The sequence below is a fragment of the Paraburkholderia sp. BL18I3N2 genome, from assembly GCF_003001875.1.
Taxonomy (GTDB): Bacteria; Pseudomonadota; Gammaproteobacteria; order Burkholderiales; family Burkholderiaceae; genus Paraburkholderia; species Paraburkholderia phytofirmans.
In genome coordinates this window covers 332,663-345,434 of the sequence record NZ_PVNC01000004.1, presented here as the reverse complement: position 1 = coordinate 345,434, position 12,772 = coordinate 332,663, and the positions used below count along the sequence as shown (strand labels likewise).

Annotated in this window: 9 protein-coding genes; 6 read left to right on the top strand and 3 right to left on the bottom strand. The window is 63.8% G+C overall.

Translation table 11 applies throughout. The annotated features are described in order from the left end of the window. Positions 1 to 69: 69 nt before the first annotated feature. The gene (locus B0G75_RS14690; protein WP_106306490.1) at positions 70 to 1,530 is read right to left on the bottom strand and encodes a PLP-dependent aminotransferase family protein; all 1,461 of its coding nucleotides are present in this window, start codon (positions 1,528 to 1,530) and stop codon (positions 70 to 72) included. A gap of 265 nt (positions 1,531 to 1,795) precedes the next feature. On the opposite strand from B0G75_RS14690, the gene B0G75_RS14685 reads away from it, so the two are divergent. The 6 genes from B0G75_RS14685 to B0G75_RS14660 all read left to right on the top strand — a co-directional run bounded on the left by B0G75_RS14685 (position 1,796) and on the right by B0G75_RS14660 (position 9,622). Beyond that, the gene (locus tag B0G75_RS14685) at positions 1,796 to 2,497 is read left to right on the top strand and encodes a VOC family protein (RefSeq protein WP_106306487.1); all 702 of its coding nucleotides are present in this window, start codon (positions 1,796 to 1,798) and stop codon (positions 2,495 to 2,497) included. Positions 2,498 to 2,569: 72 nt separating this feature from the next. After that, a complete protein-coding gene (locus B0G75_RS14680; RefSeq protein WP_106306484.1) occupies positions 2,570 to 3,766 on the top strand; it encodes a PLP-dependent aminotransferase family protein in 1,197 nt (398 codons plus the stop codon). A gap of 96 nt (positions 3,767 to 3,862) precedes the next feature. After that, positions 3,863 to 4,327, top strand: coding sequence for a RidA family protein (locus B0G75_RS14675; RefSeq protein ID WP_106306481.1), 465 nt, complete (start codon positions 3,863 to 3,865; stop codon positions 4,325 to 4,327). A gap of 181 nt (positions 4,328 to 4,508) precedes the next feature. Then, entirely contained in the window at positions 4,509 to 5,399 is an 891-nt protein-coding gene (locus B0G75_RS14670) for a PhzF family phenazine biosynthesis protein (protein ID WP_106306479.1), read from the top strand. Positions 5,400 to 5,892: 493 nt separating this feature from the next. Then, positions 5,893 to 8,247, top strand: coding sequence for an EAL domain-containing protein (locus B0G75_RS14665; RefSeq protein WP_106306476.1), 2,355 nt, complete (start codon positions 5,893 to 5,895; stop codon positions 8,245 to 8,247). A gap of 166 nt (positions 8,248 to 8,413) precedes the next feature. Continuing rightward, the gene (locus B0G75_RS14660) at positions 8,414 to 9,622 is read left to right on the top strand and encodes a chromate transporter (protein WP_106306473.1); all 1,209 of its coding nucleotides are present in this window, start codon (positions 8,414 to 8,416) and stop codon (positions 9,620 to 9,622) included. A 102-nt stretch (positions 9,623 to 9,724) separates the two neighbouring features. On the opposite strand, the gene B0G75_RS14655 is transcribed toward B0G75_RS14660, so the two are convergent. Together B0G75_RS14655 and parC are read right to left on the bottom strand one after the other, a co-directional pair. Continuing rightward, a complete protein-coding gene (locus B0G75_RS14655) occupies positions 9,725 to 10,183 on the bottom strand; it encodes a CopD family protein (protein ID WP_106306470.1) in 459 nt (152 codons plus the stop codon). 262 nt (positions 10,184 to 10,445) lie between these two features. Next, positions 10,446 to 12,770, bottom strand: a complete 2,325-nt coding sequence (gene parC / locus B0G75_RS14650) for a DNA topoisomerase IV subunit A (protein WP_106306467.1) — start codon at positions 12,768 to 12,770, stop codon at positions 10,446 to 10,448. Between the last annotated feature and the right edge of the window lie 2 nt (positions 12,771 to 12,772).

Sequence of the window (12,772 nt, the reverse complement as noted above, 5' to 3'; positions counted from 1 at the left end):
CGAAGCGTCGGCCGCCGGATGCGTAGGCCGCCGGATCGTCCGCCTAGCTGGGGGCAAGCCGGCGCGGTTTCAAGAGGCGCGGCGCGCCACACTGTCGAGATAGCGGCACAAAAAGGTGGCCAGTTCCGGATCGCCGCAGTTGGAAATATTGAAGCGCATCCAGGTGGTCGACGATTGCTGCGGGGAAAACAGGCTGCCGGGCGTCAGCAGAAAGCCGGCTTCGTGGCCGGCGGCCGCCAGCGCGTCGGCGTCGACGCCCGTGTCGGCCCACAAAAACATGCCGGCCATGGGCGTCAGGAACAGCTTCAGGCCGGTCTTCTCCAGCATCCGCGCGGACTTCTCGCGCACGCCGTCGAGCCGCACGCGCAGCCGTTCGACATGCCGCCGGTAGTGGCCTTCGGTCAAAATCTTGTACAGCACACGCTCGTTCAGTTCCGGGCTCGTCATGCCGACCAGCATTTTCTGGTCGCTGACCGCCGTCGCGACTTCGGGCGCGCAGGCAATGAAACCGACGCGCAGATTCGGCGCGAGCGTTTTCGAAAAGCTGCCGAGATAGATCACGCGTTTCAACTGGTCGAGACTCGCGAGGCGCGTGCCCGGATAGCTCGGCGGACACAGATCGCCGTAAATATCATCCTCGACCACGATGAAGTCGTACGCTTCGGCGAGGCGCAGAATGCGGAACGCCTGGGCCGCCGTGAGCGACGTGCCGGTCGGGTTCTGCAGCACCGAATTGATCACCAGCATTTTCGGCCGCCAGGTTTGCACCAGCGACTCGAGCGCGTCGAGATCCGGGCCGTCCGGCGTGTACGGCATGCCGACGAGCCGCGCGCCCTGCGACGCGAAACGCCCGAACATCTGAAACCACGCCGGATCGCCGACGATCACCGCATCGCCCGGCTTGACGTAGATGCGCGAGATCAGGTCGATCGCCTGCGTGATGCCGGACACCATCACGATCTGATCCGGCGACGCACCGATCTCCAGTTCCTCGAGCCGCGTCTGCAATTGCTGACGCAGCGGCAGAAAACCCTGCGGCGTGCCGATGCCGAGCATCTGCGCGCCGCTTTGCCGGCCGAGCGTGCGCAGAGCGTTGGTGATCAGGTCGCCGTCGAGCCAGCGCGCCGGCAGATAACCCAGCCCAGGACTACGCTCGGGACGCGCGCCGGTGTGCAGCATGTTGCGCAGCAGCCAGACCACGTCGATCGTGGCCGGCGCCGGCGCCGCCGCGGTGAGCGGATGAATCTCGGCGGCAGCACTGGCCGCGCCGCCCAGCCGTTCGCGCACATAGAACCCGGAGCCGCGCCGCGACTCCAGAAAACCCTGCGCCACCAGCCGTTCGTACGCCTCGACCACCGTGAAGCGCGACACGCCCTTGTCGAGCGCCAGCTTGCGGATCGACGGCATGCGCATGCCGGGGCGGAACACGCGCTCCTCGATACGGCGGCGCGCCCACTGGACGAGCTGCTCGACCAGCGTCAGCGACGCGGTGTCGTGCGGAGTGGGAATCTGGGCAAGCGGGACGGACATGACGGGCTCCAACTGTACCGAACAGTATCGAATTGATTGTACCGTTACTGTGCCGGTCGGCGTCGCTACATTTGAGATAAGTAAAGGATGGGATGGCGGCACGGCGAGTTTCACCACGCTCCACACGCTCTCCGGCAAAACCCTGCCGAACACCATCCGCATGGCCCGCCGATCCGGCAAACGGTTATGCTTACGGCCCCGGCAGCGTTGCCGCGACACCCGGTCCGCTCCGGTTCACCGCAGAAAACCGTTTCCCCGCTCCGTCATGACTGCTCACCCGCTCCGCCTCGATCATCTCGTGATTTCCGCCCGCACCCTCGACGAGGGTACGCAGTACGTCGCCGATACGCTCGGCGTCGCGCCGGCCGGCGGCGGCGCGCATCCGCTGATGCGCACGCATAACCGCCTGCTGAACCTGTGGGGCGGCGTGTATCTGGAAGTGATCGCGATCGATCCGCAAGCCGCAGCCCTTGACAATGCGCCCGCCGACAGCAGCGCGCCGCGCCCCCGTCTGTTCGCGCTCGACGACCCGGCAACACACGCGCGGCTCGAAAACGGGCCGTATCTGTCGCACTGGGTCGCCCGGGTCGAGCGGCCGAAACACCTGCCGACGTGGCAAGCGCAGTATCCGCAGCGCATTCCCCCGGTCGTGCCGATGACGCGCGGCGATTTCACGTGGGGCCTGACCGTGCCGGACGACGGCGCGTTCCCCGCCTGGCAAGGCATCGGCGACGGCGTGCTGCCCTCGCTGATTCAGTGGGACACGACGAAGCATCCGTCCACGTCCTTGCCGGAAACGGAGATTTCGCTGAAAGCCTTGAAAGGCGCGCACCCACAAGCCGACACGGTCGCGGCGCAACTGCATTGGCTCGGCGCGGCGCATCTGATCGGGTTGCAGCCTACGGAAGGCGCGCCGGCGCTCGTCGCCGAGTTCGAAACACCCAACGGTCTACGGACCCTTAAATAAGCAGCGCGCGCGGGTCGCCGACTCGCGCGATAATCGAAGTTTTGACCGGTTCCAGTACCAGCAGAGGAGACCATGGACCAAAGCGACTTGAAAGCCCCCACGTGGCAACTGTCCGGACGCGCACGCAAGCTCACGAGCTCGGCGATTCGCGAGATTCTGAAGGTCACGGAGCGGCCTGAAGTCATTTCGTTCGCGGGCGGCCTGCCCTCGCCGGCTACGTTCCCGGCCGAACGCATGCGCGCCGCGTCAGACCGCATTCTGCGCGACGAACCCGCCGCGGCGCTGCAATACAGCGCGACCGAAGGTTTCCTGCCGCTGCGTGAATGGATCGCGAAGCGCTATTCGGTGAACGGCGCGCAGATCCGTCCGACTCAGGTGCTGATCACCACCGGCTCGCAACAGGCGCTCGACCTGCTCGGCAAGGTGCTGGTATGCCCGGGCAGCCCGGTGCTGGTCGAAACGCCGACCTACCTCGGCGCGCTGCAATCGTTCTCGATGTACGAGCCGCGTTACGTGCAAGTGCCGACCGACGAACACGGCCTCGTTCCCGAAGGCCTCACGCCCGAACTGACGGCCGGCGCCCGCCTGCTCTACGCGCAACCCAATTTCCAGAATCCCACGGGCCGCCGCTTGCCGGTCGAACGCCGCCGCGCGCTCGCCGAGTTCGCGAAGACCGCGCCGTTCCCGGTAATCGAAGACGATCCGTACGGCGCGCTCGACTACGCCGGCGAGCCGCTGCCCACCATGCTCTCGATGGCGCCGGACCACATCGTCCATCTCGGTTCGTTCTCGAAGGTGCTGGCGCCGGGCCTGCGGGTCGGCTACATCATCGCGCCCGAAGAGTTGATTTTCAAACTCGTGCAGGCCAAGCAAGCGACCGATCTGCACACGCCGAGCTTCACGCAGCGCATCGTGTACGAAGTGATCAAGGACGGCTTCCTCGACACGCACGTGCCGACCATCCGCGAACTGTATCGCGACCAATGCGCGGCGATGCTGGCTTCGCTCGAACGCTACATGCCGGAAGGCGTGAGCTGGAATCGCCCGGAAGGCGGCATGTTCGTGTGGGTAAATCTGCCCGCGCAGATCGACAGCATGAAGCTGCTGGAAGAAGCTGTCGCGCAGAACGTCGCATTCGTGCCGGGCGGTCCGTTCTTCGCGAACCAGGCGCAACACAACACGCTGCGGCTGTCGTTCGTGACGGTGCCGCCGGCCAGGATCGACGAAGGCGTATCACGCCTCGGCGCGCTGATCCGCGCGAAGATCTGAAGTCTGCCGCGCGCTGTTTGTGTGTTTCATGCGCGCGGTTTGCATGATTTCGCCTGACCGCATCCACCGAATTCCACTACTGATCAAGGACACACCATGGCTCAAACGAATGTGTACGACAAGCTCAAGGAGCTGGGCATCGAACTGCCGACCGCCGGCGCGCCGGCTGCCGCGTATGTGATGAGCGCGCAAAGCGGCAACACGGTGTATCTCTCCGGACACATCGCCAAGAAGGACGGCAAGGTGTGGACCGGCAAGCTCGGCGCCACCCTCACCACCGAGGAAGGCAAAGCCGCCGCACGCTCGATCGCGATCGACCTGCTCGCCACGCTGCACACGCATGTGGGCGATCTGAACCGCGTCACGCGCATCGTCAAGCTGATGAGTCTCGTCAATTCGACGCTCGAGTTCACCGAACAGCATCTGGTCACCAACGGCGCGTCCGAACTGGTCGCCGACGTGTTCGGCGAACGCGGCAAGCATGCGCGCTCGGCATTCGGCGTCGCGCAGATTCCGCTCGGCGCGTGCGTCGAGATCGAGATGATCGCCGAAGTCGAGTAAGCAATAGAGCAGTAACGCAGTCGAAGCCGCCGGTTCGTCCGGCGCAGCGAGACAGGAACGCGTCGCGAGGTGTCAGCCACCCGCGGCGCGTTTTGCATTTGTGCAAAGGTAGATCGTTACGTCATCAACGGATAGAATCCGCCAACCCTATCCATCCGTTTGATTCGCTGGACCGCGCCCGATGCCCGCCCACACTGTCCGTTTCAAACAAGTCGACGTATTCACGGCGGTGCCGTTCAAAGGCAATCCGCTTGCCGTGGTGTTCGATGCCGACGCACTCGATGCGACACAGATGCAGGCCATCGCTCACTGGACCAATCTGTCCGAAACGACGTTCCTGTTGAAGCCGACCGACCCGGCCGCCGACTATCGCGTGCGCATCTTCAGCACGCATAGCGAAATGCCGTTCGCGGGTCATCCGACGCTCGGCACCGCGCACGCGTTGCTCGAAAGCGGTTATCAGCCGAAGCAGGCCGGCAAGCTCGTGCAGCAATGCGGCGTGGGACTCGTCGAACTCGAGGCGCTGCCGGGAGCGGACGGCGCGTGGGCCTTCGCCGCACCGCCCGCGCGCGTCACGCCGCTTGCCGGGGATCGCTACGCGGCACTCTCTACGGCTTTACGTAGCGACGCTATCGATTTCAACGCGACGCCCTGCGCGGTCGACAATGGTGCGCCGTGGCTCGTGGTGCGCGTCAACTCGGCGCGTGAATGCCTCGCGCTAGCACCCGACGCCGCCGCGCTAGCCGACCTCGTGCATTCGGTGGGTACGCACGGCCTCGCTGTTTACGGTCCGCACGAGGCCGGCGGCCCGGCCACCTTCGAGGTGCGCTGCCTGATGGCCGGCGGCAGTTTCGGCGTCGGTGAAGACCCGGTGACAGGCAGCGCCAATGCCGCGCTTGCAGGCCTTCTGAGCGCCCAGCGGTTGCGCCCGGGCACGCACTATTCAGCCCGTCAAGGCACCGCGCTGGGCCGAGACGGCCGTGTCTCCGTGCACTACGACGACGCACGCGGCAAGACATGGATTGGCGGCCCGTCGGTGACGATTGTCGACGGCACCTTTCGCTTGCCCTGACCGGCACGCCCCTTGCCTCGCTCATGGGTCAGGCTCGCAATTGGGAGCGGCATAGGGTTCGCCCTGCCTGGCCGCGCTTGACCACAAAACGCCGCATCGTTTGCACTATTAAATGCGCCTTGCATCGGAAGAGGCCTGTTAAAGGCCTGGCACACCTGAATGCTGGCGCGCCTCGCCGCCGATTCCCGATGAAATACCCGAATATGACCGCACTGCGGCGGCCTCAAGAGCGGCTGCACAGGATGCCAAATTCATCGCAACGGGCATCTTGCCGCGCCCTCGTATACCCGATGCCCGGCCTCTTCCTTAATCCAGTGGCATTAAGTAATATCAAGACGTACCCGATGACCTGCGGATGGTCAGGCACGGCGCCACGCTTATTTCTTCTGCGCAGCAGTTCCGGCACCTTGGTCACCATGCAGCCACTCACGAAATCAGCGCAGTCGACGTTCGCTCGTTTGCAACCGGCCGGCACCCAGGCACGGGCCGCTCGATGAGTCAAGCCCGCTTCTCCGACCAGCGCGATGCCAAACCCCGGCGCGACCCCGCAGTGTCGCGCCGGCGCGCGTTGCTCGCAATCCCCGCGCTAGGCGTATTGGTCCTGATCCTGCTTTGGACAGTGATCTTCGCGCGTCTGTCGGTCGAGAAAGAAGCGACCTATCGCGAGGCCATGGCCTCTGCTGCAATTCTCTCCGCGGCGCTGGAGCAGCACACGGTCAAGGCGATTCACCAGGTCGATCAGATCACCCGCTTCGTCAAATTCGAGTTCGAGAAAACGCCGAACCATTTCGATCTTGCGAGCACGGTGGAAAAAGGCGTCGTGCAAAGCGAGACACTGGTGCAGGTGTCCTTGATCGACGAACACGGCACGTTGGTCGCCAACACGGCCGAGCTCAACCCCAAGCGCATCGATCTGTCCGACCGCGAACACTTCAAGGTTCACGAACACGAGAACGACGACCAGTTGTATATCAGCAAGCCCGTGCTCGGCCGCGTGTCCGGCCACTGGACCTTGCAGATGACGCGGCGTCTGAATCATCCGGATGGCTCGTTCGCGGGCGTCGTGGTGGTCTCGGAAGATCCCAGCTATTTCACCACCGACTTCTACAACAACGCGGCGATCGGTCGCGAAGGCGTGATCGCGGTGATCTCGGACAACGGCACCGTGCTCGCGCGGCGCACCGGCAGCACCAACACCGCCAACGGCGTGTTCTCGGCGAGCGGTTCGTATCCGACCTCGGAGCACGTGTCGGGCACCTATATCGATTCGATCGACAACGTCACGCGCATCGTGTCGTACCGGCATATCGACGGTTATCCGCTCGGCGTGCTGGTGGGTCTCTCGCAAGCCGAAGAATTCGCCGACTACAACCACACGCGCAACGTCTATCTGATGATGGCGGGCTTCATCTCGCTCGCCATGCTGAGTTTCTTCGCCGTGGCCACCGGCCTGATCGGCAAGCTGCTCGGCCGCGAGCGCGAGATGACGCACCTGGTCGAATACGATCTGCTCACCGGTCTACGTAATCGCTACGCGACGCTGCAGACCCTGCGGCACGACGTGGCGCAGCAGACCAACCTTGGCCGCCTCGCGATTCTCTTTATCGACCTCGACAACTTCAAGACCGTCAACGACACGCTCGGCCACAACGCCGGCGACATCGTGCTGCAAATGACGGCCTCGCGGCTCGCCACTGCGGTCGGCGAAGGTGGCGCGCTGAGCCGCATCGGCGGCGACGAGTTCGTCGTCGTGATCAAGGGCGACGACGTCGAGAAGCGCGCCGTCGCGCTCGCCGAAGCCGCGGCCGAAGCGTTCGCCAAGCCGTTCGAAGTGCGCGGCAGTTCGTTCGTGCTGCATGCGAGCATCGGCATCGCGCTCTACTCGGTCGCCAACGAAAGCGAGATCGACCTGCTGAAAAAAGCCGACCTCGCCATGTACAGCGCGAAAGACGCGGGCAAGAACTGCTATCAGTTCTACTCGCCGCAGCTGTCGCATCGCGCGGATCATTTGATGAAGTGGGAACAGCAGTTGCGCGTGGCGCTCGCCGAAGGCCAACTGTTCCTCACCTATCAGCCGAAGATCGATCTGACGCGCCGCTGCATTACCGGCTTCGAGGCATTGGTGCGCTGGAATCATCCGCAGCACGGTTTGATTCCGGCCAACGAGTTCATTCCGGTTGCGGAATCGACCGGTTTGATCGTGCCGATCGGCGACTTCGTGATCGAGACCGCCTGCCGCCAACTCGCGCTGTGGCAGCAACAGGGCTACGACACGCTGTCGCTCGCGGTGAACATTTCGGCGGTGCAATTCTGGCGTGGCGACCTGTACGAAACGATCTCGCACGCCATCGAGGAAAGCGGCATCTCCGCGCGCCGCCTCGAGCTCGAAATCACCGAAACGGCGATGATGGAATATCCCGAACTGGTCTCCGAGAAGATCTTCGCGTTGAAGCGCCTCGGCGTGCGCATCGCGCTCGACGATTTCGGCACCGGCTATTCGTCGCTGTCCTATCTGAACCGCTTCTCGGTGGACACGTTGAAGGTGGACCGTTCGTTCATCCAGGCAATTCCGGGCGACCGCAGCGTCTGCGTGATGGTCACCGCTATCGTCAATCTGGCGCGTTCGCTCGGGCTCACGGTGGTGGTCGAAGGCACGGAGACCGAAGAGCAGATTGCATGGCTCGCCGCGCTCGGCCATATCGAGGCGCAGGGCTTTCTGTTCTCGCGTCCGGTGCCGGTGGACGCGATTCCGGCGCTGCTGGAACGCTTTGGCGTGTGCGGCATGACGGGCCGCCGCATCGCTCACGAAGCCGACAGCACCAGCAGCGTATCCAGCACCAACACCTGAGCGCGGCGCCCGTTGCGGGTCGTTACAGGTCGTCCCCCGCAGCGCCGCAAAACCGGCTACATTCTCGCTGTACCGCATCACAGCGCGATGCCGCCGGCCGGCCGCGCAGACCACTAAACGATGATCTCAAAGGACTAGCGCCCGCGTACCGGGCGCGTTTGGCGCCATGAAGATGATCACGAGCCAGAATGCTGCCAGACGAGGCGAACGGGAACCGCTATGGACGCTGTTCCGGGTCGTATTCGGCCTGTCGGCGTTGTCATGGGGCGGCCTCGCGCTCATGGCGCAACTTGAAAACCATTATGTCGAGCGTGAAGGACGTCTCTCGCGCGTCGCTTTCTCCGATCTGATCGCGCTCGCCTGGATGGTGCCCGGCCCGGTGGGCTGCAACGTCGCCGTGCAACTCGGGCATGCGCTGCGCGGACGCGCCGGCGCCTGGGTCGCGGGCATTGCCGGCGTCCTGCCCTTCTTCATGCTGATGACGCTGTTCGCGATCTTCTACCGCACGCCGTTCGTGCGTGCCGCCGCCTCGCAAACCTTGCTCAATCACTTCAGCGTCGTGCTGGCCACCCTGATCGCGATCACCTGGTATAAACAGACGCGTGCGCTGGTGCGCGGCAAACTCGAATGGGGCGCGGCGGTGCTGGGCTGCATCGCGCTCTTCTATGCGCGCAGTCCGGCCGCTTATGTCGTCATGCTCGGAGCGGCCTTCGGCACCGGCTGGTTCGTGAGCCCGGTGCGCAATTCGCGCGTCATCGTCTCGTTCGCGCGCGGCGACTGGCAGATGCTGAGCGCTCTGTCCATCTTTCTCGCGTTGTTCGCGATGCCGTTGCCGCATCGCTATGAGCTGGCGCTATTGTGGCCGCGGCTTGCGGGTGCCGGCATGACGTTGTTCGGCGGCGGCTTCTCGGCGTTGCCGGTACTCAAGACGCTATTCGTTACGCCGGCGATCGGCGTCTCCGATAACGACTTCACGCTGGCGTTTTCGCTGTCGCCGCTATCGCCCGGACCGCTGTTGAACGTGGTGCCGTTCTTCGGCTATCTGGTGGATGGCTGGGTGGGCGCGCTGATTGCCACGCTCGCGCTGTTCGTGCCGTCGGGATGCCTCGTCGTGCTGGCGCAGCGGCATCTGCATCAGTTGAAGGCCAATCCGCGCTTCGAGCACGGCATGCGGATCCTGCGCGCCGTCACCACCGCGTTTCTCGCGGTGGCCGTACTGCGCATTGCAGCCCATGTGCCGTTCAAACCGATCTATCTGTTGACCGCGCTGTTCTCCGCCATGTGCTTCGCCAAGCTGAAGGTGCCGGTGTACGTGGTGTACGGGACGGTAGCCGTGGTATGCGGGCTGTGGCTCGCTTATGGCGCGCTGATCTAGACGACAGCGAGGCTTCGCTCAATGATGACGAGCCTTCAACGGTGCGCCGCGCGGTGGTGTCACCACGCGGCTATCGGCTTTCAAACGGGCAATTGCAAAATCTCAGAAACCGCGCGACAGCACCGCGACGCCGATCGTTACCACGCCGAGCACGATATTGATCAGCACCAGACGGCGGATCGTGCCGACAGCGCGCGCGCCGTCGGGCCATTTTTGCGCCTGCACCGCGCGGCGGATGCGCGGGAAAACGGCAAAGCGGATATGCCCGAAGATCAGCATCATCACGATGCCGAGGCCGGCCATGGCATGCAGCGGCCAGGTGGCATGGCCGCCGCCGAATTGCATTAGCAGGAAGCCGCCGGTGAGGAGAATCACCAGCACCGAGGCCGCGACCCAATTGAAGAATCGACCGAACACCGATTCCCACAACGGCAAACGTAATTGCGGCGAGAGATCGGCAATGGCCGGGCGCAGACAGAAATGCGCGAACACCATCCCACCTACCCACACAGCAACCGCGAGCAAATGGAGAAAGAGCGCGAATTCGATAGCCTTGTTCATGTTGTTTTCCTCTCCCGACGACGCCACGCCGCTTATAACAAGTGCTATGAGCAAGCGGCTATTGAGCGCATTCGACCACGCGCTATGCACGCAGTTCCATGACACCCGTGGCTTTCGCGCCGTTTTTGTAGTTGTTATCGCAGCATGTCCACCGTAATGGCAATACTGCTCCCCGGTTTTGTACTCTCACTGCGCACGAACCACGCACGACAAGCGCCTCACATGCTAGCAGACGCTTGCCATGTTCCAATGTCAAGCTTCGTTAAGCGGCCAGCACCGGACGCATACCTTCGAGCTTCATCTTGCTCTCAGGCGCGCGGCCCTTGCGCGCCCGCTTGCCGATATGCGGCGCGAGCGCCGCGCCGCTCAGCTTCTCTTCATCGACACGGCCGCCACGGCGCGTGCCGATCAACACGACACCTGCGTTGTTGATGGAAAGCGCCTGTACGAGAGTTTCCTTGTCGTCGAGCGCCATCAGCGTGACACCGCGGCCGCCGCCCGAGAGCGTCTTCATCTCGTCGATTCCGAACACCAGCAAACGTCCCCCCGAGGAAAGACACGCAATGTGCGTCGCGTCCGGCAGCATTGGCATCGGCGCGAGCGGCGCCGCGCCGGCATCGATCGTCATGAACGACTTGCCGGCCTTCACGCGGCTCACCATGTCGCCGACCTTCGCAACGAACCCGAAGCCGTTGCTCGAAGCAAGCAGCAACGCCTGCTCCGCGGACGCCGCGTAGTAATGCATCAGATGGCTGCCCGACTCCAGTTCGATCAGCGACGTGACCGGCACGCCATCACCGCGGCCGCCCGGCAGCATCGCCACTGCGACCGAATAGACACGGCCGTTGCTGCCCCACGCGACCAGCGTGTCCGGCGTGCGGCACTGGAACGCCGCATAGAGCCCATCGCCTGCCTTGAACGTGAAACCCGCCACGTCGAGTCCGTGACCCTTCAGCGCGCGCACCCAACCCTTCTGCGACACCACGACCGTCACCGGTTCGTCCACCACACGCGCTTCGAAAGTAGCGCGCTTTTCCTGCTGGATCAGTGTGCGGCGTTCGTCGCCGTACTGCTTGGCGTCGCCTTCGATTTCCTTGATGAGCAGACGCTTCATCGCCGATTCGCTGCCGAGCAGTTCTTCCAGCTTGGCCTTCTCGTCTTTGAGTTCGGCCAGTTCCTTCTCGATCTTGATCTTCTCGAGCCGCGCCAACTGACGCAGCCGGATTTCAAGAATGTCTTCGGCCTGACGGTCGGACAAGCCGAACGCGGCCATCAATGCGACCTTCGGTTCGTCCGATTCGCGAATGATGCGGATGACTTCGTCGATATTCAAAAAGACGATCATCCGGCCTTCGAGGATGTGAATCCGGTCGTCGACCTTGCTCAAACGATGGCGCGTGCGGCGCGTCACCGTGGCGAAGCGGAACGCGATCCACTCGTGCAGGATTTCGCTCAAGCCCTTCTGACGCGGCCGGCCGTCACCGCCGACCATGACCATATTGAGCGACGCATTCGATTCGAGGCTCGTATGCGCGAGCAGCGTGTTGACGAAATCGGTTTGATCGATGCGGCTCGACTTCGGCTCGAACACGAGTCGCACGGGCGCGTCGCGGCCCGATTCATCACGCACGGCATCGAGCAGCGCCAGCATGGTCTGCTTGGTTTGCAGTTGTTCGGGTGTGAGCGCTTTCTTGCCGAGCTTGATCTTCGGGTTGGTCTGCTCTTCGATTTCCTCGAGCACCTTCTGCGCTGCCGTGTTCGGCGGCAATTCGGTGATCACCAGTTGCCACTGACCACGCGCGAGTTCCTCGATCTTCCAGCGCGCCCGCACCTTCAGGCTGCCGCGCCCGCTTTCGTACGCGGCGGAAATCTCGGCGTCGCTCGAAATGATCTGCGCGCCGCCCGGAAAATCCGGCCCGGCGACGTGCTGCATCAATTCCGCGTGTTCGATCTTCGGATTGCGGATCATCGCGACCGTCGCCGCCGCGACTTCGCGCAGGTTGTGCGACGGAATTTCAGTGGCCAATCCGACCGCGATACCCGATGCGCCGTTCAGCAACACGAACGGCAGGCGCGCGGGCAACAACCTCGGCTCCTCGGAAGAGCCGTCATAGTTGGGCATGAAATCGACCGTGCCCTGGTTGATTTCGTCGAGCAACAGCTTCGCGATCGGCGTGAGGCGCGCTTCCGTGTACCGCATTGCCGCCGCGCCGTCGCCGTCGCGCGAACCGAAGTTGCCCTGGCCGTCGATCAGCGGATAGCGCATCGAGAAGTCTTGCGCGAGACGCACCAGCGCGTCGTACGCGGACTGGTCGCCGTGCGGGTGATACTTACCGAGCACGTCGCCGACCACGCGCGCCGACTTGACCGGCTTCGCATTGTCGGACAGACCCATGTCGTTCATCGCGAACAGGATGCGGCGCTGCACCGGCTTCTGGCCGTCGCACACATCCGGCAGCGCGCGGCCCTTGACCACGCTCACCGCATAGTCGAGGTACGCGCGTTCCGCGTAATTGCCGAGCGTTAGAAAGTCGCCCTCGGGGGGCGGCGGCTCGGTGAAAAGGTCGAGAGTGTTATCGTCGTCCATCT

Coding starts and splice junctions, on each gene's coding strand:
- B0G75_RS14680 (WP_106306484.1), top strand. CDS start 2,570: ATGGACCAAAGCGACTTGAAAGCCCCCACGTGGCAACTGTCCGGACGC.
- B0G75_RS14660 (WP_106306473.1), top strand. CDS start 8,414: ATGAAGATGATCACGAGCCAGAATGCTGCCAGACGAGGCGAACGGGAA.
- parC (WP_106306467.1), bottom strand. CDS start 12,770: ATGGACGACGATAACACTCTCGACCTTTTCACCGAGCCGCCGCCCCCC.
- B0G75_RS14670 (WP_106306479.1), top strand. CDS start 4,509: ATGCCCGCCCACACTGTCCGTTTCAAACAAGTCGACGTATTCACGGCG.
- B0G75_RS14655 (WP_106306470.1), bottom strand. CDS start 10,183: ATGAACAAGGCTATCGAATTCGCGCTCTTTCTCCATTTGCTCGCGGTT.
- B0G75_RS14665 (WP_106306476.1), top strand. CDS start 5,893: ATGAGTCAAGCCCGCTTCTCCGACCAGCGCGATGCCAAACCCCGGCGC.
- B0G75_RS14675 (WP_106306481.1), top strand. CDS start 3,863: ATGGCTCAAACGAATGTGTACGACAAGCTCAAGGAGCTGGGCATCGAA.
- B0G75_RS14685 (WP_106306487.1), top strand. CDS start 1,796: ATGACTGCTCACCCGCTCCGCCTCGATCATCTCGTGATTTCCGCCCGC.
- B0G75_RS14690 (WP_106306490.1), bottom strand. CDS start 1,530: ATGTCCGTCCCGCTTGCCCAGATTCCCACTCCGCACGACACCGCGTCG.